We start from the raw sequence: 26,180 nt of genomic DNA, 5'->3' as shown, positions 1-26,180 counted from the left end.
GAGGCCATGGCTCGACGGGCCGTCAGGGACGGCTCCGTCGACCAATCGACTCGCTCCGCCGCAAAATGAGGGTGGATCGCTTGCGAGCGCGGAATCGCGTCCATAGGGTCGTGCCCATCGATCAGATCATGGGAAACAAGATGTCAGCTCTCAAATTCGCCGCAACGCTCGGCGCGGTGCTTGCCCTGACCGTTCCGGCCGCGGCCAGCGCCGAGAGCGTCGCGGTCGAAGGCAATCTTGCGCGGGCGCAGGGGCATTGGGGCGGGGAACTCGGTGCGGGCTATGGTTTCCGTGCCGGCCCGATCACATTGCGCCCGATCGGCGGGCTGCTGATCCATTCGGACAATGACGAGCGCGAGATCAAACCCTATGCCAAGGCCGAGGCGACGGTGACGATCCCGGCGTTCGCCGAAATCGGCGCAGGCGCGCGGATCAGCGGCGACCGGACGCGAATCTATGGTACGGCGGCGTTCGACCTGCTGCCCAAGCTGAAGTTGAAGGGCAATCTGGGCGATCGCTATGCCGCGATCGGGATCATGGGGCAGTTCTGACCGGACGCTGACGGACGGCGGCTACGCCCTCGTCACCGTTTCATGCACTGCCGCGTGTCGTCGCGCTTGTATTCGCTGCAATTCCACAGCGCCTTTTCGAAACCCGCCTTGTCGTCGCGAAGGTAGGAGAAGGTCATGCCGGCGCGCTGGGTGTCGCTCATCGCTTCGCTTTCGGGCTTGAGCACCGGGTTGGTCCAGCCCATGAACTTGCAATATTCGCGGGTACCGCAAAGGCGCAGCGCGAGGGTGACGAAGCTTTCGGGTGCCGCCTTGCGATCGAGAAGGATCGTGATCGTCTCGCGCCCGCCCGAGACCACCTGACCGGGAACCGGTGCATTGGCAGTGATGCGCGCTTCGCCCGCGGCGGCGTCGACGGCGGCATCGGCGAGCCCCGTGGCGCCGCCGAGATGTAGCGGGGACAAGCCCGCCATCTTGGCGACCGGCGTCTCGGTCCCCGCGACATTGCCGCGAAAGGCGCCGGGCGTGCCCCAGTAGCCGGGCCAGCGGAAGAAGAGGTGGGTATCGACGATGGCGATCTTTTCGAGGCTGTCGCTCCAATAGGGGCGCACCCAGTCGGTGTGATAATGCGTCGCGAGTCCGACGCGCGGATCGACACCGCCCGCGAGCGCGATTTCGGCGTTTACCTGCGCGCGCGTCCAGGCCGCGTCCGAATAGCGGCGTGCGAGCGCGCCGTCGCAGGTGAAGGTGAACTGACAGCCCGTAGTGCGTTCGGATCCCTGGAACACCACGCCGCAGATCGATTTGGGAAAGGCAGGGTGGCGGACGCGATTGATCACGACCTGTCCGACTGCGCGCTGGCCCTGGCTATCGTCACCTGCCTCGTAGAGCATCGCTGCGGCGAGGCAGTCGCGTGCACGGCCACGGTTGTCGGCATCGCCCGAATAGACGAAGGGGCGCGCCGCGACGAAGCCCCTGGTGACCAGCGGGATCTTTGCGTTGGCGGCACGTGCATCGGCTTCGTCGACCGGTGCGAGGTCCATCGGCAGGACCTCGGGGATGGTATTCGCCGGAGGGGCTGCGGGAGGGATGCGGACGCTGTAGCGCGGCGCGTCGCTCGCCGTGCTCGCATAGAGCACGGCGGCGATCGCCGCGACCGACAGCAGCGCGAACGCCCACGCCGACCAGTCGCGCCGCAGGGGCAACGTGCGGGAAAGCCCCCTCGGGATCATGCGCCGGATCAGATTTCGGGCAGGAAGTCGGGCACCGACAGATAGCGTTCGCCGGTGTCGTAGTTGAAACCGAGCACGCGGCTGCCCGCGGGCAGTTCGGCCAGCTTCTGGGCGATCGCGGCGAGCGTCGCGCCCGACGAGATGCCGACGAGCATGCCTTCCTCGGTCGCGGCGCGGCGGGCGAAATCCTTGGCGGCGGCGGCGTCGACCTTGATCACGCCGTCGAGCAGGTCGGTGTGCAGGTTGCGCGGGATGAAGCCGGCGCCGATGCCCTGGATCGGATGCGGCGCGGGCTGGCCGCCCGAAATCACCGGCGAGGCCTCGGGTTCGACCGCATAGACCTTGAGGTTCGGCCAGCGTTCTTTCAGGAATTTCGCGGTGCCGGTGATGTGCCCGCCGGTGCCGACGCCGGTGATCAGCGCGTCGATCGGGCTGTCCTTGAAATCCTCATAGATTTCGGGACCGGTGGTGCGGAAATGAACGTCGATGTTCGCTTCATTTTCGAACTGTTGCGGCATCCAGGCGCCGGGGGTGGTCTCGACCAGTTCGATCGCGCGCTCGATCGCGCCCTTCATACCCTTTTCGCGCGGCGTCAGGTCGAAGGTCGCGCCATAGGCGAGCATCAAACGGCGGCGTTCGAGCGACATGCTTTCAGGCATGACGAGCACGAGCCGGTAGCCCTTGACCGCGGCGGCCATCGCGAGGCCGATGCCGGTGTTGCCCGACGTCGGCTCGACGATGGTGCCGCCCGCCTTGAGGCTGCCGTCGCGTTCGGCCGCCTCGATCATCGCAAGGCCGATGCGATCCTTGATCGACCCGCCGGGGTTGCTGCGCTCCGACTTCACCCAGACTTCGGCGTCGGGGAACAGCCTGGCGACCCGGATGTGCGGGGTGTTGCCGATGGTGTCGAGAATCGAATTGGCTTTCATGGTCGGAATGCACTTTCCCTATGTTCGAAGCGCGGATCGCGGCGGACCCGGTTGGGCCAGTCGCCGGCCCGGATCCAAAGCTTTTCGTCGGCGAGGGCCGGCGTCGGCGCGGGTTGTAACGATGCGAGCAGATACTGTCCATAAGGCCAGTCGCCGATGCCCGAATCGGCATTGATATGGCCGAACGGACCCGCATTGACGAAGCGGGCATCCCATTGCCGCGACAGGCGCCAGACATGCGCGGTCTTGGCATACGGGTCGTTGTCGCTGGCAACGACGATCATCGGGGTGCGCGCCGTGAAGGCGGGGGCATCGGTGAAGGCGGCGACGCGGCTGTCGCGGCGAAGATCCGACAGGTCGGGCGGCGCGACGAGCAGCGCCCCGGCGATGCGGGTCCGGGCGAAGCCGCCGGCACGGGCGAACCAGTGAGCAAAGGCGTGGCAGCCGAGGCTGTGCGCGGCGATCAGGATGGGGGCATCTTCGCCGGCGACGGCTTCGTCGATGCGTTCGACCCACTGGTCCTTGTCGGGCGCATGCCACTCGCCGAGGTCGACGCGTTCGCAATCGGCGAACTTGTGTTCCCACAGGCTCTGCCAGTGGCGCGGGCCGCTGTTGTCGAGGCCCGGAATCGTCAGGATTTTGTGACGGATGGTGCTGCTGTGCATCTCGGATTCTCCATGATGGGGACAGGGAAAACCGCGGTGACGGGTGCAGTCGAGATAACTCAATTAAATAAATTGACAATGACTTTGTGGCGAAAGGACAGCCGATTGCGATGAGTTGATGCGGCGGCGCCGGGCCGCCGCGGAAATGCGTCAGCCGGTCTGTTTAAACTGGGGTTCGAAGGTGCGCGCGCGGCGCAGTTCGGGAAACAGCCACGCCCAGAGGGCCGTTACGCCAACCGCTGCGGCGCCGCCGACGACGACCGCGGCAACAGGACCGAGCGCCGCGGCCATCGAACCCGCGCGCATCTCGCCGAGTTCGTTGGAGGCCGAGATGGCGAGCCCTGACACCGCGCTGACGCGGCCGCGCATATGGTCGGGGGTGTTGAGCTGGATCAGCGTGCCGCGCACGAAGACGGAGAACATGTCGGCCGCGCCGAGCAATGCCAGCATCGCGAGCGAGAGGAAGAGGTTGGTCGACAGGCCGAAGGCCATGGTGGCGAGGCCGAACACCGCCACCGCCCACAGCATCTTGACGCCGACGTTGCGCTCGATCGGGCGCCAGGCGAGGCCGAGCGCGACGACGGCGGCACCGACCGCGGGGGCGGCGCGCAGGAAGCCGAGGCCTTCGGGGCCGGTCTGGAGAATGTCGCGCGCATAGACGGGAAGCATTGCGGTTGCCCCCGACAGGATCACCGCGAACAGGTCGAGCGTGATCGTGCCGAGAAGGAAACGCTCGCGCCAGGTGAACTGCAGCCCGTCGGCCATTTCGCGCAGTGGGTGGCGGCGGACCTCGGCCTGCGGCGGCAGGACAGGGCGGACGCGGCTGATCGTGAAGGCCGAAACGGCGAGCAGCACGCCAGCGAAGATGTAAACCGAGGTCGGATGCGCCGCGTAGATCAGGCCGCCCGCGGCGGGACCGATCACCGATGCCGATTGCCAGGCGATGCTGCTCATCGCGATCGCGCGCGGCAGCACGGCGGGGGGCACGATGTTCGGGGCAATGGCGCTCATCGCGGGGCCCGAGAAAACGCGTGCGACGCCGTGCAGCGCGGCAAGGCTGAAGAGCAGCGGCAGGGTGAGCGCGTCGGTCCAGGTAAACCAGCCGAGCGCGGCAGCGATTGCAAGGTCGATGAGATTCGAGAAGATCGCGACGCTGCGCCGTTCGAAGCGGTCGGCGACCCAGCCCGCAACCGGCGTCAGCAGTGCGAGCGGCACGAACTGGAACAGCCCGAGCAGCCCGAGCTGAAACGACGCCTCCTTGATCGACATGCCGTAGTCGGTGCGCGCGGTGTCGTAGAGCTGGTAGCCGATGACCACGACCATCGCGATCGTCGCCATGACCGCGGTGAAGCGCGCGAGCCAGAAATAGCGATAGTCGACGAAGCTGAGCGGCGAGGGGGGCCTGGAAGGCGTTTCGGGCAGGGCCGGCTCATCGCTGTCGGGAGGGAGGATCGTCGCCATCGCTTTCGCCCTAGCCCGCTTTTCGCCCCTGTCCACACCGCATGGGGCTGTCGTTCGTCGATTAGGAGGTGCCACCCCCCAACCCGGCTGGCAGAAGTGCGCCGTTGGTTTCGGGGAGATACGATCTATGACACGCAAATTCGCTCGTTTTGCCGGTCCCGCGATGGCTGCCACGCTGTTGATACTCGCCGGTTGCAATGCGTCCGGCGACAAGGCTGCACAGGCATCGGACGCGAAGAACTGGACCGAGTTCCGCGACAATTTCCTGGCGGGATATTTTCCGCTCAACCCCAATTTCGCGGTCTACCAGGGCAAGCACGAGTTCGACGGGCAATTGCCCGACTGGTCGCCCGCAGGCCTCGAAAAGCAGGCGACCTTCCTCGAAAAGACGATCGCCGACGCCAAGGTGTTCGACGGCGAGATGACCGACGCCGAGAAATTCGAGCGCGACTATCTGATCAAGGTCGCCGAAGGGCAGCTCTTCTTCCTGCGCGACACCGATTTTGCGGCGAAGAACCCGGCCTTTTATACCGGCGCACTCGACCCCAACGTCTACATCGCGCGGCCTTATGCCGATGCGACGACGCGGATGAAGGCGTTCATCGCCTATGCGGAAAAAGTTCCTGCGGCGGCCGCGCAGATCAAGGCGAACCTCAAGCTTCCGCTGCCCGCGACCTTCGTCAAATATGGTACGGCGGGCTTCGGCGGCTTTGCCGACTATTACAAGGGCGATGCCAAGGCGGCCTTCGCATCGGTCAAGGACGAGGCGCTGCAGAAGCAGTTCGACGAAGCCGCTGCGAAGGCCGGTGCAGCAATGACCGACCTTGCCAAATATGTCGGATCGCAGCCCGGCACCGCCGACGGCTATGCGCTCGGCGCCGACAAGTTCGCGAAGATGATCCTGACCAACGAGGGGGTCGACACCCCGCTCGATGAACTGGAACGGATCGGACAGGCCGATCTCAAGCGCAATCAGGATGCGCTGAAGGCCGCCTGTGCGACCTATGCCGCCGGAATGACGATCGCCGACTGCATGAAGAAGATGAATTCGGACAAACCCGCCGACGGGCCGGTCGCCGAAGCGCGGCGCCAGCTTCCGACGCTGCGCGCGTTCCTGATCGAGAAGGATCTGGTGACGATCCCCGGAACCGAACAGGCGCAGGTCGAGGAGTCGCCGCCCTACAACCGGCAGAACAGCGCCTACATCGATATTCCCGGGCCGTATGAAAAAGGCCTGCCGTCGGTCTATTATATCTCGCCACCCGATCCCGCGTGGGACAAGCAGACGCAGAACGACTTCGTGCCGGGGCGCAAGGACCTGCTCTTCACCTCGGTGCACGAGGTGTGGCCGGGGCACTTCCTCAACTTCCTCCATTCGAACCGCGCGACAAGCATCTTCGGCAAGCTGTTCGTCGGCTATGCCTTTGCCGAAGGCTGGGCGCACTATACCGAGGAGATGATGTGGGACGCCGGGCTGGGCGCGGGCGATCCCGAAACGCACATCGGCCAGTTGTCGAACGCATTGCTCCGCGACTGTCGCTATCTTTCCGCGATCGGCCTCCACACCAAGGGCATGACGGTCGCGGACTCCGAAAAGCTGTTCAAGGAACAATGCTATCAGGACGAGGGCAATGCGCGGCAGCAGGCGGCGCGTGGCACCTATGATCCTGCCTATCTCAACTATACGATGGGCAAGCTGATGATCCGCAAGCTGCGCGATGACTGGACCAAGGGTGACAAGACGAAGTGGAAGGCGTTCCACGACGAGTTCCTGTCCTACGGCGGTCCGCCGATCCCGATGGTGCGCGCGGCGATGATGAAGGAAGATGCGCCGAAGGCGGTGTTCTGATCGCGGCCGGGAACAGCTTTCGGTGAGGCGGCGCGCATGTGCCTAACGCTGGCCAATCGCGTCGCCTCCCGCTAGCCTTGCCCTGTAAAGGGGCTGGTCGATGGTCGATGTCTTCATTTCCTATTCGCGCGACAACAAGGATCGCGTCGCGACGATCGCGCAGGCCGTGGAGGCGGCGGGCTACGACGTCTGGTGGGATGCCGAACTGCCGCCGCACCGCAGCTACGGCGATGTGATCACCGAAAAGATCGGCATGGCGAAGGCCGCGATCGTCGTCTGGTCGCAATCCTCGGCGCAGTCCGAATGGGTGCGCGCCGAGGCCGATGTCGCGCGCAACCAGAAGAAGCTGGTGCAGACGGCGATCGATGACGTCATGCCGCCACTGCCGTTCAACCAGATCCAGTTTGCCGAGCTTGCCGACTGGCAGGGTGAACCCGACCATCGTGGCTGGCGCAAGGTGCTGATGAGCCTGGAGGAATTGTGCGGGCGGGCACCGCCGGCGGCGGCTCCCCCGGTTGCCGCTCCCGCGCCGCCACCGCGGCCAGCGCCCGCCGAAAGCGGCGCCGCTCCGCAGCGCTCTTCGCCACTGCCCTGGATATTGGGGGCGGCCGCGATCGCCGCCGCGGCGCTCGTCTGGTGGCTCCTGCAGCCCGCGCCGATGCGCACGGCGACAAGCGAAGGATCGGGGGCGGGAAGCGTGGCGGTGGCGGCGGACCTCGGGACGGGCGCAGCCGACGCCAAGCCGGTCGAGGCCTTTGTCCTCGCCGCGGTGATCGACGACCCCGAGGGTTTCACCAATATCCGCGCGAAGCCGACGGCGCAGTCGGCGATCGTCGGCAAGGTGCTCGAGGGCGAGAAGTTCCTGACCTACCAGCAAGGCGGTGCCTGGTGGCGCGTGCGCAAGGGGGACGGCACCACCGGCTACATGTTCCGCAAGCTGATCCGCGTTCTCGACGGGCCGACGCCCGATCCCGCTCCGGGCAGCGGCGCCGATGCGTCGATCGCGGCGGGCCCCATGCCGAGCGGCGTCGGCGGCAGCGGGGTCGTCATCCCCGACAGCAGCGAGCGATTGCTGTCGGCGGACGAACTCGGCAATTACAGTGCGCTCGAACTGCGCGTCGCGCGCAACGAGATTTTTGCGCGCAACGGCCTTCGTTTCAGGGATGCGCGCCTGCGCGCCCATTTCAGCCAGTTCGACTGGTACCGTCCGACGACCGACAACGCGCAGCTGTCGCCGGTCGAAAAGGCCAATGTGGCGCTGCTGAAATCGGCCGAAGCCGCGGCACGATGAGCGAAGAGGTGCGGCCAGACTGCGCGGCCATCGAAAGCGAGGTCGCACAGCGGCTGGGGCAGGGCGATGCGCTGAGCGCGTTCGACTGTGCCGCCGCGGCGCGGCGCGGCGGTATCGACAGTCCGCGACTGCGCTATCTGATGGTGCGCGCACTTGCGGCATCGGGCGACAGTCTGGGCGCGATGCATCTTTACCAATCGCTCGATCTGGGAGCATCGGGCGACGTCGACAGCCTCGCGCTCGCAGGGCGGATATGGAAGGACCGGGCGTTCGACAATCCCGTCGCCGAGCGCCGTCGCTGGCTCGAAAAGGCGGCTTCGGCCTATCATCACGCATGGGAAGTGTCGGGCGCGACCTTTCCGGCAATCAATGCCGCCAGCCTGTTTGCGCTGCTCGGTGAACGCGAGCGCGCCGCCGCGCTGGCCGGACCCATCGCGGCAGCGGGGGCCGCGGGCAATTATTGGGACGCGGTCACGCTGATCGAGGCCCTGTTGCTGCTGGGGCGCGGCGAGGATGCGCTGCGGCACGCAAAAGCGCTGGAGATCATAGGCAGCGCGGGAGCGGGCGACCGCGCGTCGACCTGCCGCCAGTTCCTGCGACTGGCGCGCAGCGGCGCGGTCGAGGCGGAGAGCGCCGAAGCCATCGTCGACCTGCTGCGCCCGCCGCCGGTGGGTGTCTATTGCGGGCGCATGTTCCGCGCCGGGGGCGAAGGCGAGGCAGGCGCGCGACGCGCGATCGCCGCGGCACTCGACGACCAGCCGCTGTCGGCACTGATCGGACCGCTCGCGTGCGGCGCGGACATCCTCTTTGCTGAGGAAGCGATCGCGCGGAGGATCGACCTGACGATCATCCTGCCCTTTGCCGAGGAGGATTTCATCGCCCAGTCGGTGCGGTCGGGCGGCGAGGCATGGGTGGCGCGCTACGAGCGCTGTCGCGATGCCGCGGCCATGGTCCATTTCGCGAGCCATTCGCGCTTCGTCAGCGACGATTGCCAGTTCGTCCTGGGTTCGCACACCGCGATGGGGCTCGCGAAGCTGCGCGCGCGCGAACTGGAAGCCGAGGCGATCCAGTTGGCGGTGGTCGATCCTGACGTTGCGGCGCGCAGCGCCGATGCGATCGCCGGCACCAATGCGGATATTGCGCTATGGCAAAGGCATGGCGGACGGACGGTGACGATCCCCGTCGGCGGGCTCGACCGCGCGCTGCAGTTCCCGCCCGCGCCCACGCCTCCCGCGGGAACACGGCGCGGACTCTACGCGATATTGTTTGCCGATTTTGCCGGTTTTTCAAAGCTTGGCGAGGCGGAGCTGCCGATCTTTGCACATGAGGTGATGGGCGGAATCGGGCGCGTGCTCGACGAGTTTGGCGAGGCGGTGCTGTTCCGCAACACCTGGGGCGATGCGGTATATGCGATCATTTCGGATCCTGCGATCGCGGCGCGGATTGCGCTGGCCATGCAGGCGCAACTCGACGTGTTGCCCGCGGGGCTTGGCCTTGAAGGGCACAAGGCGGGGATGCGCACCGGCATCCACTTCGGGCCGATCTACCGCGGGCAGGATCCGGTCGTCGGCAACGAGCTTTGGTACGGGACCGAAGTCACGCGCACCGCGCGGATCGAACCGGTGACGCTTGTCGGCCAGATCTATTGCACCCAGCCGATGGCGGCGATGCTGGCGCTCGGCGACGCGCGCGAATTCGACTGCGACTATGTCGGCAAGGTTCGGCTCGCCAAGGATTATGGCGAACTGGCGCTCTACCGCCTGTCGCGCCGAGCGACCTAGGGCGCGCGCAGCCGCGCGACGAAGAAGCCGTCGAGGCCACCGGCGTCGACCAGCAGGCCGGGCAGGGTCCGGACGAAGCCCCGTGCGGTCGGGGCGATGCCGACGGGTAGTTCGTCCGCGCGGGCCGGGTCGATGATCCAGCCGGGATGGTCCGCGAGAAAGGCGGCGATCCGTTCTTCGCCTTCGGCGGGTTCGAGCGAGCAGGTAGCATAGACGAGCGTGCCGCCCGGCTTCACCCACTGTGCGGCGCGGACGAGCAATTCGGCCTGCAATTCCGCCATTTCGGCAATCTGGCGCGGTTCGATGCGGTGGAGCACGTCGGGATGACGGCGGAAGATGCCGGTCGCCGAGCAAGGCGCGTCGAGCAGCACCGCATCGGCAGCCTCGCCGGGTTGCCAGGTGCGGATGTCAGCCTGGACGACAGCGGCTTCCAGGCCGGTGCGGTCGAGATTTTCCTCGAGCCGCGCGAGGCGCTTGGCGCTCGAATCGACCGCGACGACCGACCAGCCGGCGGCGGCGAGTTGCATCGTCTTGCCACCCGGTGCTGCGCACAGGTCGAGGGCCGAGCGGCCGTTGCCGGTGCCGAGCAGGCGGGCGGGAAAGCTCGCGGCGAGGTCCTGGACCCACCAGCCGCCTTCGCGATAGCCGGGCAGGTCCTCGATCGCCTGTCCGCGCGGCAGGCGGAGGTGGAGCGGAGCGAGCGGGCGGGCGTCCTGCCATCCGACGGGATCGGGTTCCCCTGAAAAGCTGAGGTCGACCGGCGGTGCGGCGCTCCATGCGGTTTCGGCTGCTGCAACGGTGGCGTCGTCCCAGGCCGCCGACCAGCGTTCGGCGGTCGCGGGCGGCAGGCTCGCGCCCGGAGGAAGCTGCCAGTCTTCCTGCTGCGCGCGCGACAGGAGCGCGTGGACGAGGCGGCGCGGACCGCCGTCCACGAGCGGCAGCGCGGTCGAGACAACCGCATGCGCGGGGGTCTTCAATATGAGCAACTGCGCGAGCGCGAGACGCAGCACGGCGCGTGATTTCACATCTTCGGGCAGCGGCTGGGCGGTCGCGTCATCGATCAGCGCGTCGATGTCCGTCATCCAGCGCAGTGCCTCCGAAACGATCGCGACGGCAAAGGCGCGGTCGGCAGGGGGCAGGCCCTGCGTCGCCGCATGTGCGGCGATGTCGAGCGGATCGCCGCGGCGCAACACGGCGTCGATCAGGCGCAGTGCCGCCTTGCGGGTTGCGGTACCCGGCGGATCGGCCTGTTCGGAGCGGCGGGGACGGCGCGGACGTCGATCAGCCATGGCGGGCACAGGGGCGGTTGGCGTGAAACACGGAAACTCCTATAACATCGGCGTGATGACCGAAAACAGCAAAGCAGATACGATCGGCGGCACCCCGCGCGCGGCAAAGCGGCCCGCGCATGTGAAAGCCCCCGAAAGCTGGACCAACGACCCCGTGCCGCCGCCCGAGCCGATCCGCGAGGATGCGGCTGCCGAGCAGCCCGGCGGACGCAATCCCGTTCGCTATGGCGACTGGGAGCTCAAGGGATTGGCGATCGATTTCTGACGCGTCGGCAGCGACGGTCAAAAGGGATTCATTCGCCCGATCAGCCCGGTGCGGTCGACGAACTGATGCTTGAGCACCGCCGCGACGTGCAGCAGCACCAGCGCGAGCATGGTCAGGCCGAGCGCTTCGTGCCGGTCGTGCATCGCATCGGCAAGCGCCTCGTCGGCGCCCGCAAGCGCGGGGACGGTAAACAGGCCGAAAAAGTCGATCGGGCGATCCGCGGCTGAAAACCAGATCCAGCCCGAGAGCGGGAGAAGGATCAGCAGCGCGTAGAAGAGAAAATGGACGATGCGGCTGACCGGGCGCTGCCAGGCGGGGGTGCCCGCAGGCGGCGGCGGTGCGCGATGGGCGATGCGCCACAGGATCAGCAGGACAGTGAGTGCCAGCACGGCGATGCCGAGCGGCTTGTGGATGTTCATCGCGGCGGTCCGGGTCGCCCGCGGCAAACCCTCGGTCAGCATGGCGAGTGCGATGTTGGTGACGACCGCCGTTGCGATCAGCCAGTGGAGCCAGATGGCCACACGCGTATATCGCTGCGGCGCGATGTCGGACGCGGTTGTGGCCATCTGCTTGTTCTCCTCAGGCGACGGGCGCCTCGCTGACGAGCGGCACCTTGCCCGACCGGACCTGTTCGGCAAAGATTTCGCGCATCAGCTGAAGCGAGAAAAGGTGCGCGAAGATCAGGCCGAGCATGCCGTTCTGCATCATCTTGCGCAGCACGTCGCCGCGCAGTTCGCGCAGCTTGTTCTCGTCGACCATCTTGAAGCCGCGATAGATGAACGGCTTGTCGCTGCCTTCGGGCTGGATGGCAACTTCGCCGTCCATCAGCAGGTCGGCCTTCTGCAGTTCCTCGATGAACTGGCCGGTGCGCTGTCCGGCTTCCTCGAAATTCTTGCAGAATTCGAGCACGGCCTTGGTCGGTTCCGTCGGTTCGCCATTTTCGAACAGCGCGTCGCCTTCTTCGAATTCACCGACCGCACCCGAGGTCGGGTCGAAGCAGAGCGAGAGTTCGTCGGTGTCGGGGCGCAGCTTGGCGAGCATGAAGGGATAGCGGCGAACATAGGCCGGGACATAGACCGGGTTGATCAGCTTGCCTTCGGCGTCGACGAAGGTGTTGACGCCTTCGTTGAGGCCCATCAGCGCCAGCGGCACCGGATTGTCGCCCGCCGAAAAGACGATCGGGTAATAGCGCGACGCCGAGATGAACTCGTCCGAGGTGAGCGGAACCGCGTGCTGGTCGATCAGGAAATCCGCCTTGTCGAGCGCGCGGGCGCGGAAATTGGCGTGATCGACGCTCGAAAGCGGCATGAGGTCCTTGTAAAAAAGCGGCAAATTGGCGGCGGGCGCAGTGGCCATGGTCAAGCTCCGAAACGAACGGCCCGCGACATGCAGGCGAAAAGTGCGATGGAGCGCCTTATTGGGCCGCGCGCCGCGACGCAAGGGGCCGATGGCGGCGCGCGTGCGATCAACCGATCAGCTTGGCGGGATTGAACAGTCCGGCGGGGTCGAGCCCGGCCTTGATCGCGCGCAGCGCGCCAAGGCGCGCAGGGCTGTCGAGCTCGGCAAAAATGTCGCGTTTCATCTGGCCGATCCCATGTTCGGCGGAGATCGAGCCGCCGAGTTCGAGCACGTGGGTATAGACCAGCCGGCTCGCCGCTTCGCCGTGCGCAGCCAGCCATGCGCTGCCGTCGCTGCCGGCGGGCGGCTGGACATGGTGATGGACGTTGCCGTCGCCGAGATGCCCGAAGGACAAGGCGCGCGCGCCGGGAAATGCGGCCGCGAGACGGTGCGGATTGTCGGCGATGAAGCGCGGCATCAGGTCGACCGGCACGCTGACGTCGTGCTGGATGGCGGGTCCCTCGGCGCGTTCGGCTTCCGAGATCGAATCGCGCAGGCGCCAGAAATCCTCACTCTCGCGGTCGCTCTGGGCAATCGCGACATCGTCGATGAGGCCGCTTTCGAGTGCTGCGGCGAGTTCGCCCTCGATCCGGGCGGGCAAGTCGTCGGCGACCGTTCCCGTGAGCTCGATCAGCGCGTACCAGGGGTGGCTGGCGGCAAGCGGCGCTCGCGTTTGCGGGATGTGGCGCAACACCGCGTCGAGGCAGCCGTGCGGAACGATCTCGAATCCTTCGAGCGGGGCGCCTATCGCCATGTCGAGCCGGTGCAGCAGGAGCCGGGCTCTTTCGGGCGATTCGAGGCCGACCCACGCGGTGCAGCGCGCTTCGGCCGCCGGAACGAGGCGAAGGCAGGCGGCCGTCACGATGCCCAAAGTACCTTCGGCGCCGCACAGCAATTGCCTGAGGTCGTAGCCGCGATTGTCCTTCTTGAGCGGCGCCAATCCGTCAAAGAGGCTTCCGTCGGGCAGGACGGCCTCGATTCCCGCAACGAGTGCGCGCATCGTGCCGTGGCGCAGGACCTGCGTGCCGCCGGCGTTCGTCGAGACGAGCCCGCCGATCGTCGCGGATCCCTTGCCGCCGAGCGTCAGCGGAAAACGCAGGCCTTCGGCAAGCGCGGCATGGTGGAAATTTTCAAGGATCACCCCGGCTTCGACCACCGCCATCCGTGCGTCGGCATCGATCGCGCGGATGCGGTTCATACGGCGCGTGCTGAGCAGCAGCTGGTCTCCGCTCGCGTCGGGGGTCGCGCCGCCAACCATGCCGCTGTTGCCGCCTTGCGGAACGATCGCGACGCGTTCGTCGGCGCACAATCGCACCACCTCGGCCACCTCGTCAGCCGTCGCGGGCGACAGCATCGCGGCGGTACGGCCGTGATATTTGCCGCGCCAGTCGGTCAGCCAGGGCGAGAGGGCATCGGGATCGCGCTCGAAACCCTTGGGGCCGAGCAGTCGCGCGAGCCGATCGAGCAGCGCGGGCGAGGGCGCGCGGGTCATGCGTTTCGGGCCCCGTACTTTGCGCAACGTTGCGGCAATTTGCCTCGACAACAGTTCATTTGCTGTTCAATCATCTTCGCTAAGGGGGTGGCAATGGACGAGAAGACCTCTTTCGTCCAGCCAGGATCGGGTTCGGGAGCTGAAGGGTGGGTTTCGCAGATCGTCAACAACAGGCGGAACGGATGGTGAGCCGCCCGTGGTGATGGCCGCCGCCCTGTTGCTGGTCGCGGCGGCGCCCGCGGCCGATGCCGAAGTGCCCTCCGCCGCGCCCGAGTCGCTGACGGCAATCCTGCCGTTGCCCGAAAGCGCCGATGCGCCGTGGTTTCAGGTCGTGATCGAGCAGCAGCTGATCATTCGCGTTCCCGCGCAGCGCTCGTCGCTGACGAATTTCGCCGCCAGCCCGGGCCCGGCTCCGCGCGTTCGCGAAATGCCGGTGGTCTGGAAAGAGAAAAAGGGCCCCAAATGCGTCGCGATGCGCAATATCATGGGGATGCAGGCGGTGCAGCGCGACAGCATCGACCTGATCACGCGGCAGAAGCAGCGGCTGCGGGCGCAGCTCAATCGCGGCTGCCGTGCGCTGGACTTTTATGCCGGATTCTACATGAAGGAAAACAAGGACGGCCGGCTTTGCGAGGATCGCGACGAAATCCATGCGCGCACGGGCGCGAAATGCGAGATCGACAAATTCCGGCTGATGGTTGCGGTCCGCGACGAAGACTGACCGCGGATTAATCGCCCGCTTTCGACGGCTTTTCTTGACTTTCCGTCAACAGTTCCGCAAGGGCCGCCGCAGCGATTGCCGGCGTGGGACGGCGCGCGGCTTCAAATTCCGGACAAGTTGACCCTATGAAATTTGCCGACCTCGGCCTTTCCGACGAACTTATGCGCGCCATCGACGAGTCGGGTTACGACACGCCGACCCCGATTCAGGCCGGCGCGATCCCCTCGGTGCTGATGATGCGCGACATGATCGGTATCGCGCAGACGGGAACGGGCAAGACCGCCTCGTTCGTTCTGCCGATGATCGATATCCTTGCCCACGGCCGCGCCCGCGCGCGCATGCCGCGCTCGCTGATCCTCGAGCCGACGCGCGAACTCGCAGCGCAGGTCGCGGAAAACTTTGAAAAATACGGCAAATATCACAAGCTCTCGATGGCGCTGCTCATCGGCGGCGTCCAGATGGGCGACCAGGTCAAGGCGCTCGAAAAGGGCGTCGACGTGCTGATCGCGACCCCGGGTCGCCTGATGGACCTGTTCGAGCGCGGCAAGATATTGCTCACCGGCTGCAACCTGCTCGTCATCGACGAAGCCGACCGCATGCTCGACATGGGCTTCATCCCCGACATCGAGAATATCTGCACCAAGCTGCCCGCGAATCGGCAGACTTTGCTGTTTTCGGCAACGATGCCGCCGCCGATCAAGAAGCTGGCCGACAAATTCCTGTCGAATCCCAAGACGATCGAGGTCGCGCGCCCGGCGAGCCGCAACGAGAATATCGAACAGTTCCTGGTCAAGACGAGCGAACGCGGCAAGCGCGACACGCTGCGCGACTTGCTCGACGCCGAGGATATCAGCACCGCGATCATCTTCTGCAACCGCAAGACGACGGTGCGCGAACTGGCCAAGTCGCTGCAGCGTTCGCGCTTTGCGGCGGGCGAGATCCATGGTGACATGGACCAGTCGAGCCGCATCGCCGAACTCGACCGCTTCAAACGCGGCGATATCAATATCCTCGTCGCATCGGACGTGGCGGCGCGCGGGCTCGACGTGAAGGGCGTGACGCACGTCTTCAATTTCGACGCGCCCTGGCACCCCGACGATTATGTCCACCGGATCGGCCGCACCGGCCGCGCAGGCGCGAAGGGGCGGGCGTTCACATTGGTGTCGCCTTCGGACGATGAGGCGATCGACAATATCCAGAAGCTGACGGGCTACACCATACCGGTCTTCGATACCGGCAAGGCAGGCGCTGCGCCGGCGAAGGACGCGCCGCGCGAAGAGCGCGAGCCGCGTCGCGAAAAGTCCGAACGCGGTGGTCGCGGCGGCAAAGCGAAGCGCACCGAGACCGAAAGGCCCTCGGCGAAGCCCGCGCGCAAGGGCGATGACCGCAAACCGGCGCCCGCGAAGCATCGCCAGCAGGACGACGATGGTCCGGATGACGGCTGGAACGGTCCGATGCCCGATTTCCTGTCGGTCGGTTTCGGAACCTTGACGACCGGCTGATCGGCCCCGTCGAATTTGCGTGAGCGTGCCGTGTGCCTCGCTTGATGCGAGCGGGGCCGGTGCCGCGCGAGGTTCGTTGTCGATCGAAAGCGCCAATGCCTGGCAGGTTGCAAGCGCGGCCTTTCGCTGTGCGGCCGCTGTCAGGCTTCAGAGCCGAACCAGCATCTTCCCCATATTCGCACCCGCGAACAGTCCGAGGAAGGCCTCGGGCACCGTTTCCAACCCCTCGTGCACCGTCTCGCGCATCGTCACCGCGCCGCTGGCGATCAGGCCCCCCATGTCGGCGTAGAATTCTTCCATGCAGTCGAAGAACTGGTCGGTGTAGATGAAGCCTTCCATGCGGATGCGGGCGGGAATGGCCCGGATAATGTACTTCATCTCCTGTGCCTTGCCGTCGTTGTAGACGTCGATCATCCCGCAGATCGCGAAACGGGCAAAGTCGTTGGCGGCCGCAAAGGCCGCGTCGAGATGCTCGCCGCCGACATTGTCGAAATAGACGTCGATGCCGGGCTTGCCGAGCTTTTCGAGGGCTGCCGCAAGTTGCGGGAGCACCGGCCCCGCCTTGTAGTCGATCACCGCGTCAGCGCCGAGATCGTTCACCCATGCGCATTTGTCGGGCCCGCCGGCCGAGCCGATCACGGTCATCTCGCGCGCCTTCGCGATCTGGACCACTGCCGACCCGACGGCGCCTGCCGCCGCCGACACGAACACCGTGTCCCCGGGCTTTGCTGCGGCGACGCGGAGCAGGCCGATCCATGCGGTCCCGCCGGTCAACCCCATATTGTGCAGGAAGGTCTGCGGCGGCATGCCCGCAACCAGCGCTTCGTCGGGCAGCTTGAAGGGCGACATGTCGAGGCCGATCACCCCTTCGTCGCGCCAGCCGCCCATGTGCAGGATCAGGTCGCCTGCGGCAAAGCCGTCCATTGTGCTTTCGACGACTTTGCCAATCGCGCCGCCGGTCATCGGCTGGTCGATCTGGAACGATGCCGCATAGCTTTTCGCGTCGTTCATCCGGCCGCGCATATAGGGGTCGACCGACAGCCAGAGATTGCGGACGCGCAGCTGGTCGGGCTGGAGGGAGGGATCGGGCAATTCGCGCAGCGCGAAATTATCCATCGTCGGCAGACCCGCCGGCCTGCTGGTCAGGTGCCACGCTCGCGCCATCCTATCCCCCTCAATCTATGTCGTTCGCCCAATCATCAGAAAAGCCGTTGCCAGCAACATCGAGTGCGGTTAAGAGCCGCCCGGTCGCGGGGCCGTAGCTCAGATGGGAGAGCGCTGCAATCGCACTGCAGAGGTCAGGGGTTCGATTCCCCTCGGCTCCACCAGCGACCCTTTCCCCATCCGAAGCCTTTGACCGCCGAGCTCAGCCGGCGTAGTCGCGAATCATGTTCTTCGCGATGACTAGCTGCTGGATCTGCGTCGTCCCTTCATAAATGCGGTAAATGCGGCAGTCGCGATAGAAGCGCTCGGCGAGATACTCCTTGAGATAGCCGGCGCCACCGTGAATCTGGACGACGCGATCGGCGACGCGGCCGCACATCTCACTCGCGAACATTTTGGTTGCGGCGGCTTCGACCAGAATCTTCTCGCCGCGATCGGCGCGCGCGCAGGCATCGTTCAGCATGCATTCGGCGGCGTAGATTTCGGCCTTGCTGTCGGCGAGCATCGCCTGGATCAGCTGGAAATTGGCGATCGGTTCGCCGAACGCCTTGCGTTCCATCGCATATTTGAGGCCGGCGTCGAGCATCCGCTTGGCATAGCCGACGCTGGCGGCGGCTACCGACAGGCGTCCGTTGTCGAGGCTCTGCATCGCGGCGCGGAAGCCGATGCCTTCCTCACCTCCGAGCAGCGCGTCGCCGTCGACGTGCACATCCTCGAGGATCACGTCGGCGATCTGCGAGCCGGCCTGCCCCATCTTGCCGTCGGGTTTGCCGATCGACACGCCCGGCGCGTTGCGGGGAACGAGGAAGGCGCTGACATGCGCGTTCTTGGGCAGCGCCTCGGCATTGGTGCGCGCCATCACCAGGATGACGTCGGCAAAGGGGGCGTTGGTGATGTAGCGCTTGGTACCGTTCAGGACATAGCCGTTGCCGTCGCGCACTGCGCGGGTTTTCATGGCCGCGCTGTCGGAACCGCTGTCGGGCTCGGTGAGGCCGAACGCGGCGATTGTGCCCGTTGCCAGTCTGGGCAGCCATTCGGTCTTTTGCGCTTCGGTGCCGAAACCGATCAGCGACTTGCAGACCATGCCGATGTTGATCGAGACGATCGAACGATAGGCGGGCGAAGCATAGGCAATTTCCTTGATGAAATTGACATATTGGCTGACATTCATGCCCGCGCCGCCATATTCGACGGGCATGGTGATGCCGAACAGGCCCATCTCGCGCATTTCGTCGAGGATATCGTCGGGAACGCGGCCGAGTTCCTCCAGCTGGCCTTCGGCCGGGATCAGACGGTCGCGCACATAGCGCTGCAACTGCTCGATGAAGGCTTCGTAGATATCGGCGTCCATGCCCGGATTTGTCATTGTGTCAATTCCTCCCAAATTCGCAATTCGCATAGCAGGGAGGAGGGGCAATGCCAGCCCCTATCGGCCGGGAACGGCGCTCCGCCGTTCCCGGCCGGCACGGCTCAGCCTGCGGGTGGCGGGGTGGTTTCAGAGGGGACCGGGCGAGCGAGACGCGCCCGGAACCCTGTCATCAACGGGCTGCGCCAAAGCAGCAGGATCAGTGCGAGAAGAAGGACCCATGGCAGCGCCGCGGCCCCGAGCGTGAGGACCAGGGAAAGTGCGGTGCCGCCGCTGAGCATCAGTGTTTCGCCAGCGTCGGCGAAGGGATTCTTGTGCCCGATTCCGGGCAGGCCGCCATTTCCGAGATAGTTGAAGACCACGGTCGTCGAAGCGATCCGCGCTTCGCTCTGCCGGCGTGCTGCGCGCTCGTCGCCGAGATGGCCCTTGAGTGCCGCGATCTGGCCGAGCAGTTCGGCGCGCTCGCTCTTGTCGAGCCCGCCCGCCTTCAGTCGTCCCTCGAGGCGTTCGACCTCTGCCGCGGCGCCCGCGCTGCGCTGTTGCGACGCGTCGATCTGGGTGCCGACATCTTCACCAGCGACCGTCGCGTCGGCGAGTACGCCCTCGGCCTTTTCGATGCTGGCGATCGCGTCGGCACCGAAGCGGCGGGCGATGCCGGGGTCGAGCTTGAACTGGGTTTGCGCCTCGACGCGCTTTTCGTCGTTCAACTGGTAGCGGACATCGACGATACGGCAGCGTGCGGTGCCGAGCATTTCGCAGGCCTCGGCGTGTTCCTGCTGGACCCTGGCGATACGGTCGTCGTCGAGGCGGAAAGCGTAGCTATAATCGAAAGCGACGCCTGGGGCGGCGGTGGTGGCGACGCCGGGGACCTCGGCATCGGTCGAACGTGCCGCCGGGGTGGTGCTTTCGATCGCGGCGTCGGCGGCGGGGGAGGAGGCAGGGGCGTCTTCGGCGGCCTGCTTTTCGCTGCAGCCGACCAGGGCGAGCGCCATCGCGCCCGCTAAGAGCTTAATCTTCATGCAGATTCTCCCAAAACGCGACTCGGGTCGCGTGGGATAGCATATCATAACTAATAAAGTAGACAATAGGGGTTAGGCGAGCTTGATGAAGCTGTCGAGCACCCTCTTGCTGCCGGCCTGCTCGAATTCGACCTCGAGCTTGTTGCCGTCGATGTCAGCGATTTCGCCATAGCCGAACTTTTCGTGGAAGACGCGCATGCCGACCGCGAGATCCGCGCGCGGTTTGGCGCCGACCGATGCGGCAGGGCTCCGTTCGGAGGGAGCCGGTGCACGCGTGATCGTCGACGAACTGGCGACGGCGCGTTGCCATGCGGGGCCGCGCGTCATCGTGCGCGCGGCGTTGCGCTCGGCGACGTGGGCGAACGGGTCGCCTTGCGCCGACCAGTTGGCGCGCCACAGGCTCTGTCCGCCGCCGAAGCTGTTTTCGCTCTCGACATGTTCGGGCGGGATTTCGCCGATGAAGCGGCTGGGGATGCTGCTCATCCACTGGCCGTAGATACGGCGGTTCGCGGCATGGTAGATGGTCGCGCGCCGGCGTGCCCGCGTGATTGCGACATAGGCGAGGCGGCGTTCCTCTTCGAGGCTGGCGGTGCCGCCTTCGTCCATCGAGCGCTGCGACGGGAAGACGCCATCTTCCCAGCCAGCGAGGAAGACATGGTCGAATTCCAGCCCCTTGGCGGCGTGGATCGTCATGATGGTGACGGTTTCGGCCTGATCGTCATTGTCGCGGTCCATGACGAGGCTGACATGCTCGAGGAAAGCCTCGAGCGAGTCATATTCCTCCATCGCGCGGACGAGCTCGGACAGGTTTTCGAGGCGGCCGGCGGCCTCGACGCTGCGGTCGGCCTGGAGCATCGCTGTATAGCCCGATTCATCGAGAATCAGCTGGGTCAGCTCGGGGTGCGAGAGCTCGTTCGCCTTCGTGCGCCAGCCGCGCATCTGCGCGACGAAATTGGCGAGCTGACGACGTGCCTGCGGGGTGAGCTCGTCGGTTTCGATGATCCGCGATGCCGCGTGGAGGAGCGGCGCCTGTTCGTGCCGCGCGAACTGGTGAATGCGCTGGATCGCCTTGTCGCCGAGCCCGCGCTTGGGGACGTTGACGATGCGTTCGAACGCGAGGTCGTCGGCGGGCGACTGGACGAGGCGCAGATAAGCGAGCGCGTCGCGAATCTCGGCGCGCTCGTAGAAGCGGAAGCCGCCGACGATGCGGTACGGCATGCCGATCGCGATGAAACGGTCTTCGAATTCGCGCGTCTGGAACTGCGCGCGGACGAGGATCGCGGCGCGGTCGAGCGAGACGTGCTGGCGCTGGAGGCTTTCGAGCTCTTCGCCGATCCGCCGCGCTTCCTCGGGGCCGTCCCACACGCCGACGACGCGCAATTTGTCGCCGGGTTCGAGGTCGGTCCAGAGCGTCTTGCCGAGGCGGCCGCTGTTCTGGGCGATCAGCGCCGATGCCGCCGCGAGGATCTGCGGGGTCGAGCGATAATTTTGTTCGAGCCGGATCACGGTCGCGCCGGGGAAATCCTTTTCGAAGCGCAAGATGTTCGCGACCTCGGCGCCGCGCCACGAATAGATCGACTGGTCGTCGTCGCCGACGCAGCAGATATTCTTGCGGGCCTGCGCGAGCAGCCGCAGCCACAGATACTGGCTGGCATTGGTGTCCTGATATTCGTCGACGAGGATATATTTGAAGCGTTGCTGGTATTGTTCCAGCACGTCGCGGTGGTTTTTGAGGATCACCAGCATGTGCAGCAGCAGGTCACCGAAATCGCAGGCGTTGAGCGTCTTCAGCCGGGCCTGATAGAGGGCGTAGAAATGCTGGCCCTTGCCGTCGGCGTAGGCCTCCTTGTCGGCGGCATCGAGATCGGGCGGGGTGAGGCCGCGGTTCTTCCACTTGTCGATCAGCCCGGCGAGCTGGCGCGCGGGCCAGCGCTTCTCGTCGAGCCCCTCGGCCTGGATCAGCTGCTTCAGGACGCGAAGCTGGTCGTCGGTGTCGAGGATGGTGAAATTGCTTTGCAGTCCGACGAGTTCGGCGTGGCGGCGCAGCATCTTGGCGCAAATGCTGTGGAAAGTGCCGAGCCAGGGCATCCCCTCGACCGCGTCGCCGATCATGCGCCCGATGCGTTCGCGCATTTCGCGCGCCGCCTTGTTGGTGAAGGTGACCGCGAGAATTTCGGACGGCCACGCGCGTCGTGTCGCCATGATATGCGCGAGCCGCGCGGTGAGCGCCGCGGTCTTGCCGGTGCCGGCACCCGCGAGCATCAGCACCGGGCCTTCGGTGGTGAGCACCGCCTGCCGTTGCGGACCGTTCAATCCTTGCAGATAGGGCGGGTCCGACGGGTCGGGGCGGGTCAGGTCGGGCATCGAGGCGGAGGTATCGTTCACGCGCGAACGATTAGGGAACAGCGCGCGACCTGTCCAGCACGCCGCGACGGAATGTCCCGAGGGGCCACCCCCCTTTGCAAAGGGGGCGGCCGTTGGGACCGGTCAGTCGACCATATCGGCGACGAGGCGCCGGAGTTCGCGGCGCGACAGTGTCGGGCGGCGACGCAGAACGGACGGGGCCGTAATTGCCCTTCCGGCCAGCGCAAGCGCGGGAAGCGCAGGAAAAATTTGTATATTCTGAAACATAGTCATCATCTTTATCTTTGAATCGGGTTTTTGATTGCAGTTTGAGTTGGCGAGAATCAACGCCGCTGGCGTTGGGCGGTGACCGGAGAATTGCCGCGCTCGCGATAGACGAGACGGCCCTTGCTGAGGTCGTAGGGGGTCATTTCGATCCGCACGGCATCGCCGACGACCGACCGGATGCGGAAACGCCGCATCCGGCCGGCGGTATAGGCGATGATGCGATGACCATTTTCGAGCACGACACCGAAACGGGCGTCGGGCAGGATTTCATCGATCACCCCGTCGAAGGTGAGAACTTCCTCCTTGGCCAAGGTCAGGCCGACTGGAGGTTCACGGCCGAGGTCTTGCCGTTGCGACCGGTTTCCAGTTCATACGAGATGCGCTGGTCCTTGTTGAGCGTCGCCATTCCGGCGCGCTCGACGGCGGTGATGTGGACGAACGCGTCGCCCGAGCCATCTTCATTCGAAATGAAGCCATAGCCCTTGTCGGTGTTGAAGAATTTGACGGTGCCGATCGGCATGGGTGTTTCCTTTCACGAAAACAGGGAATCCACCGGCAAAAGCACCGGCGGAGCTGGTAGCGAGTGAAGGGAAGTATCCGCCCCCGAAAGGGTATCAAATTTCCGTCGCAGGCGACGTTAGCCCGCCCGATATAGGGCAAGGCGAATGAAAAGTCAAGGATTCTGCCCTTTTGGGCGTGTCGACTCGCCAGATTGGGGTTGCGTGCGCCGGGCGAAGGCGTCCATGGCGCGGCGGAAGCAGCAGGGAGAGAGCGTGTGGCCGTGGACTTGGCACCCTATCGCAAGAACCGGCGCATCCTGACCGCGAGCCTGGTCGGCACTGCGGTCGAATTCTATGATTTCTACATTTACGGCACCGCCGCGGCGCTGGTGTTCGGGCCGCTCTTCTTTCCCTCGGAATCGCCGTCGGCGCAGCTGATGCTCAGCTTCATGAGCTTCGGGCTCGCTTTTTTCGCGCGTCCCGTCGGGGCGATCGTGTTCGGCCATTATGGCGACCGCATCGGGCGCAAGTCGACGCTCGTCGCATCGTTGATGCTGATGGGTATCTCGACGCTGCTGATCGCCTTTCTGCCGACCTATGCGATGGTCGGCTGGGTGGCGCCGCTGCTCCTCTGCCTGCTGCGCTTCGGCCAAGGGTTCGGGCTTGGCGGCGAATGGGGCGGGGCCGCGCTGCTGGCGGTTGAAAATGCCCCCCCGGGCTGGCGCGCGCGCTTCGGTATGGTGCCGCAACTCGGCGCGCCGGTGGGCTTCATCGCTGCGAACGGACTGTTTCTTCTGCTTGGCCTTGGGCTCAGCGACGCCGAATTTGCGGCGTGGGGCTGGCGTATTCCCTTCCTCTTCTCGGCGGTGCTCGTCGGACTGGGGCTGTGGGTGCGCCTCAAGATCGGCGAGACGCCTGATTTCGCGGCGGCGCTGGAGGCGGACAAGCCGGTGAGCGTGCCGATCGGCGTCCTGCTGAAGCGTCACCTGTTGCCGACGCTGGCAGGGACCTTCGCCGTCGTCGCCTGTTTTGCGATCTTCTATCTCGCGACGAGTTTTGCGCTCGCGCACGGGACGGCGATACTCGGTTATCCCAAGGAGCAGTTCCTGCTGATCCAGCTCGGCGCGATCCTGTTCATGGCGGCGGGGATCGTCTTCGCCGGTTACTGGAGCGATGCCGCGAGCGCGCAGAAGGTGCTCGCGTGGGGGTGCGGGGCCACGATCCTCGTGGGTTTCCTGTTCGGGCCGGCGCTCGCGTCGGCGAGCTGGCCCCTCATCTTCGCGGGACTCGCGATCTCGCTGTTCGTCATGGGGCTTGTCTACGGCCCGCTCGGCGCGTGGCTGACCGGACTGTTTCCGGTCGAGCTGCGTTACACCGGGGCGTCGGTGACCTTCAACGCCGGGGGCATATTGGGCGGTGCCGCGGCGCCGATCATCGCGCAGGCGCTGGGCGACTGGCGCGGGACCGGCGCGGTCGGGCTCTATCTGGCGCTGGCCGGGGTTGTCAGTTTTGCCGGACTGCTGATGGTGCGCGCGCGCGGCCCGGCGCTCGCCGACAACTGATCAGGAGAGCCGGAGCAAAGTCAGCTTGGCCTTGCCGACCTTGCGTTGCGCGTCGATTTCGAACCCCGCGACGTCGACGCTCTCCTTTTCGGCGGTCTCGATCGATATCCAGCTTTCGGTACCGATCCAGCCGAGGCGATTGAGCTTGTCGAGCGCGACGCTGCCCGCGCCGGTCGTATAGGGCGCGTCGAACATCAGCAGGTCAAAGCTGCGCTTTGCCGGGCCAAGCGCGAGGACGGAGCCCGCGCGGACATCGGCGCGCGGCGCGGCGCCGAGCACGGACAGATTCGTCCTGAGCGCGTCGAGCGCGTCGCGATCCTGTTCGGCAAAGAGGCAATGCGCGGCGCCACGCGACAGCGCTTCGATGCCGAGCGCGCCCGAACCCGCGAAAAGATCGGCGACTTGGAGTCCCTCAAAGCTGCCGAGGCGGCTCGCCAGCATCGAGAAGAGCGTTTCGCGCGTGCGGTCGGCGGTCGGGCGGGTCGCGTCGTTTCTGGGCGCGAGCAACTTTCGGCCGCGCCATTCGCCTGAAATCACCCTCATTTGTCGAGGCGCCGCCGGAACTGGAACAACGCATCGCGCGGGACGATTTCGACCTGACCCACGTCGAGGTCGGCGATCGTAAATTCGCCGTAGCGGGTGCGGATGAGGCGACTGACCTGGAGTCCGAGATGTTCGAGAACGCGGCGGACTTCGCGATTCTTGCCTTCGGTCAGCGTCATCTCGATCCACTGGTTGCGCCCGGTGCGGCGTTCGAGATTGGCGTCGATCTTGCCATAGCGGACGCCGTCGATCTCGATTCCCTCGACGAGATCCTCGAGCTGGGTCTGGCTGATGTCGCCGAAAGCGCGCGCGCGATAGGTCCGCTCGACCCCGCTTGCGGGGAGTTCGAGCTGTCGCTTGAATTCGCCGTCGTTGGTGAGCAGCAGCAGCCCTTCGGTATTATAGTCGAGGCGGCCGACGGGCATCAGCCGCGGGAGCCCTTTGGGCAGCAGGTCGTAGATCGTCTTGCGCCCCTTCGGATCGCGCGCCGCGGTGATGCATCCGGCGGGCTTGTGGAAGCGGTAGAGGCGCGTCGAGACGGGCTTGGCGACCGGATTTCCGTCGACGGTCAGGCCCTCGAGCGAGGCGAGCAGCGGCGCGGGCTGGACGATGATCTCGCCGTTCAGCGCAATGCGCCCTTCCTCGATCATCCGTTCGACGTCGCGGCGCGATCCGACCCCGGCGCGTGCGAGCAGCTTGGCGATGCGTTGCGGCCCGTCTTCACGCTCCGACTCGTCCGTCCCGGGTTTGCGCGGCGCTGTGGCGCCGCGTGCGGCGCGTCGTCCGCGCGGGACTTCGCGGCCATCGTCGGTGGGGCGTGCGGTTCGGGGTCCCGAACGGGGAGGGCGGCGGATGGTCATGGGAACGGTTGCAGCTTTCTTGTCGTTATCCGGAGCAAAAGTGTTGCTCTGTGAGCACGCTCATAGCCGGAAATGCACCGCCTCGTCGATGGCAAGCACATGCCCGCTTGCACGAGACCGGAGGGAGCGTCATGTCGCCGCTGAAGGGAGT

24 protein-coding genes and 1 tRNA gene are annotated in these 26,180 nt (G+C 65.9%); 9 read left to right on the top strand and 16 right to left on the bottom strand.

Annotated features, from left to right (window positions below):
- Positions 1–140: 140 nt before the first annotated feature.
- On the top strand, positions 141–551 hold the full coding sequence (locus EAO27_RS09265; protein ID WP_242779845.1) for a hypothetical protein: 411 nt from the start codon (positions 141–143) through the stop codon (positions 549–551).
- Positions 552–583: 32 nt separating this feature from the next.
- On the opposite strand, the gene EAO27_RS09260 is transcribed toward EAO27_RS09265, so the two are convergent.
- The 4 genes from EAO27_RS09260 to EAO27_RS09245 form a co-directional block, all read right to left on the bottom strand.
- The gene (locus tag EAO27_RS09260; RefSeq protein WP_242779843.1) at positions 584–1,714 is read right to left on the bottom strand and encodes a cell wall hydrolase; all 1,131 of its coding nucleotides are present in this window, start codon (positions 1,712–1,714) and stop codon (positions 584–586) included.
- Between the two features lie 35 nt (positions 1,715–1,749).
- Positions 1,750–2,670 (bottom strand): cysteine synthase A, encoded by a 921-nt coding sequence (gene cysK, locus EAO27_RS09255; RefSeq protein WP_242779841.1) that lies wholly within the window; start codon positions 2,668–2,670, stop codon positions 1,750–1,752.
- Positions 2,667–3,335 carry an alpha/beta hydrolase gene (locus EAO27_RS09250; protein WP_242779839.1) on the bottom strand — a complete coding sequence of 223 codons (669 nt, stop codon included), beginning with the start codon at positions 3,333–3,335 and terminating at the stop codon, positions 2,667–2,669. Before EAO27_RS09250 ends, cysK begins: the two co-directional genes overlap by 4 nt.
- 150 nt (positions 3,336–3,485) lie before the next feature.
- Positions 3,486–4,796, bottom strand: a complete 1,311-nt coding sequence (locus tag EAO27_RS09245; protein WP_242779837.1) for an MFS transporter — start codon at positions 4,794–4,796, stop codon at positions 3,486–3,488.
- Between the two features lie 127 nt (positions 4,797–4,923).
- Here EAO27_RS09245 and EAO27_RS09240 point away from each other — a divergent pair, with 127 nt between their 5' ends.
- From EAO27_RS09240 to EAO27_RS09230, 3 genes are all read left to right on the top strand, one after another.
- Entirely contained in the window at positions 4,924–6,645 is a 1,722-nt protein-coding gene (locus tag EAO27_RS09240) for a DUF885 domain-containing protein (protein WP_242779835.1), read from the top strand.
- Positions 6,646–6,745: 100 nt separating this feature from the next.
- Complete coding sequence (locus tag EAO27_RS09235) at positions 6,746–7,936, top strand: YARHG domain-containing protein (RefSeq protein WP_242779833.1); 1,191 nt, start codon at positions 6,746–6,748, stop codon at positions 7,934–7,936.
- Entirely contained in the window at positions 7,933–9,717 is a 1,785-nt protein-coding gene (locus tag EAO27_RS09230) for an adenylate/guanylate cyclase domain-containing protein (RefSeq protein ID WP_242779831.1), read from the top strand. Before EAO27_RS09235 ends, EAO27_RS09230 begins: the two co-directional genes overlap by 4 nt.
- Here the strand turns inward: EAO27_RS09230 and EAO27_RS09225 are convergent.
- Complete coding sequence (locus EAO27_RS09225) at positions 9,714–11,006, bottom strand: RsmB/NOP family class I SAM-dependent RNA methyltransferase (RefSeq protein WP_242779829.1); 1,293 nt, start codon at positions 11,004–11,006, stop codon at positions 9,714–9,716. The genes EAO27_RS09230 and EAO27_RS09225 overlap by 4 nt on opposite strands.
- Before the next feature lie 22 nt (positions 11,007–11,028).
- On the opposite strand from EAO27_RS09225, the gene EAO27_RS09220 reads away from it, so the two are divergent.
- Positions 11,029–11,271: a DUF1674 domain-containing protein gene (locus EAO27_RS09220; RefSeq protein WP_347567141.1), complete on the top strand. Its 243-nt coding sequence runs from the start codon at positions 11,029–11,031 to the stop codon at positions 11,269–11,271.
- A gap of 17 nt (positions 11,272–11,288) precedes the next feature.
- On the opposite strand, the gene EAO27_RS09215 is transcribed toward EAO27_RS09220, so the two are convergent.
- The 3 genes from EAO27_RS09215 to EAO27_RS09205 all read right to left on the bottom strand — a co-directional run bounded on the left by EAO27_RS09215 (position 11,289) and on the right by EAO27_RS09205 (position 14,161).
- Positions 11,289–11,837 (bottom strand): cytochrome b, encoded by a 549-nt coding sequence (locus tag EAO27_RS09215; RefSeq protein ID WP_242779827.1) that lies wholly within the window; start codon positions 11,835–11,837, stop codon positions 11,289–11,291.
- A gap of 13 nt (positions 11,838–11,850) precedes the next feature.
- Positions 11,851–12,627, bottom strand: coding sequence for a SapC family protein (locus EAO27_RS09210; RefSeq protein ID WP_242779825.1), 777 nt, complete (start codon positions 12,625–12,627; stop codon positions 11,851–11,853).
- A 109-nt stretch (positions 12,628–12,736) separates the two neighbouring features.
- Positions 12,737–14,161, bottom strand: coding sequence for an FAD-binding oxidoreductase (locus tag EAO27_RS09205; protein WP_242779823.1), 1,425 nt, complete (start codon positions 14,159–14,161; stop codon positions 12,737–12,739).
- Here EAO27_RS09205 and EAO27_RS09200 point away from each other — a divergent pair.
- Positions 14,160–14,882, top strand: coding sequence for a hypothetical protein (locus EAO27_RS09200; protein ID WP_242779822.1), 723 nt, complete (start codon positions 14,160–14,162; stop codon positions 14,880–14,882). The two genes, EAO27_RS09205 and EAO27_RS09200, sit on opposite strands and share 2 nt — an antisense overlap.
- Positions 14,883–15,007: 125 nt before the next feature.
- The gene (locus tag EAO27_RS09195; protein ID WP_242779819.1) at positions 15,008–16,384 is read left to right on the top strand and encodes a DEAD/DEAH box helicase; all 1,377 of its coding nucleotides are present in this window, start codon (positions 15,008–15,010) and stop codon (positions 16,382–16,384) included.
- Positions 16,385–16,531: 147 nt separating this feature from the next.
- On the opposite strand, the gene EAO27_RS09190 is transcribed toward EAO27_RS09195, so the two are convergent.
- Positions 16,532–17,548 carry an NADP-dependent oxidoreductase gene (locus tag EAO27_RS09190; RefSeq protein WP_242779817.1) on the bottom strand — a complete coding sequence of 339 codons (1,017 nt, stop codon included), beginning with the start codon at positions 17,546–17,548 and terminating at the stop codon, positions 16,532–16,534.
- A gap of 88 nt (positions 17,549–17,636) precedes the next feature.
- Here EAO27_RS09190 and EAO27_RS09185 point away from each other — a divergent pair.
- Positions 17,637–17,712 (top strand) — tRNA-Ala (locus EAO27_RS09185).
- 38 nt (positions 17,713–17,750) lie between these two features.
- On the opposite strand, the gene EAO27_RS09180 is transcribed toward EAO27_RS09185, so the two are convergent.
- The 5 genes from EAO27_RS09180 to EAO27_RS09160 form a co-directional block, all read right to left on the bottom strand.
- On the bottom strand, positions 17,751–18,914 hold the full coding sequence (locus tag EAO27_RS09180; protein WP_242779815.1) for an acyl-CoA dehydrogenase family protein: 1,164 nt from the start codon (positions 18,912–18,914) through the stop codon (positions 17,751–17,753).
- A gap of 104 nt (positions 18,915–19,018) precedes the next feature.
- A complete protein-coding gene (locus EAO27_RS09175) occupies positions 19,019–19,933 on the bottom strand; it encodes a DUF4349 domain-containing protein (RefSeq protein WP_242779813.1) in 915 nt (304 codons plus the stop codon).
- A 72-nt stretch (positions 19,934–20,005) separates the two neighbouring features.
- Entirely contained in the window at positions 20,006–22,297 is a 2,292-nt protein-coding gene (locus tag EAO27_RS09170) for a UvrD-helicase domain-containing protein (RefSeq protein WP_242780542.1), read from the bottom strand.
- A gap of 323 nt (positions 22,298–22,620) precedes the next feature.
- Positions 22,621–22,875, bottom strand: a complete 255-nt coding sequence (infA, locus tag EAO27_RS09165) for a translation initiation factor IF-1 (RefSeq protein ID WP_242779811.1) — start codon at positions 22,873–22,875, stop codon at positions 22,621–22,623.
- Between the two features lie 2 nt (positions 22,876–22,877).
- Positions 22,878–23,084: a cold-shock protein gene (locus EAO27_RS09160; protein ID WP_242779809.1), complete on the bottom strand. Its 207-nt coding sequence runs from the start codon at positions 23,082–23,084 to the stop codon at positions 22,878–22,880.
- Positions 23,085–23,339: 255 nt separating this feature from the next.
- Between EAO27_RS09160 and EAO27_RS09155 the strand changes: the two genes are divergently transcribed.
- The gene (locus EAO27_RS09155; RefSeq protein WP_242779807.1) at positions 23,340–24,626 is read left to right on the top strand and encodes an MFS transporter; all 1,287 of its coding nucleotides are present in this window, start codon (positions 23,340–23,342) and stop codon (positions 24,624–24,626) included.
- Here EAO27_RS09155 and rsmD read toward each other — a convergent pair whose 3' ends face one another.
- Positions 24,627–25,169, bottom strand: coding sequence for a 16S rRNA (guanine(966)-N(2))-methyltransferase RsmD (gene rsmD / locus EAO27_RS09150; RefSeq protein WP_242779805.1), 543 nt, complete (start codon positions 25,167–25,169; stop codon positions 24,627–24,629).
- Positions 25,166–26,029 (bottom strand): pseudouridine synthase, encoded by an 864-nt coding sequence (locus EAO27_RS09145; protein WP_242779803.1) that lies wholly within the window; start codon positions 26,027–26,029, stop codon positions 25,166–25,168. Before EAO27_RS09145 ends, rsmD begins: the two co-directional genes overlap by 4 nt.
- Positions 26,030–26,180 lie beyond the last annotated feature (151 nt).

The sequence above is a fragment of the Sphingopyxis sp. YF1 genome, from assembly GCF_022701295.1.
GTDB lineage: Bacteria > Pseudomonadota > Alphaproteobacteria > Sphingomonadales > Sphingomonadaceae > Sphingopyxis.
Note: the sequence above shows the minus strand (reverse complement) of the source record. Positions and strands in the feature narration are given on the sequence as shown.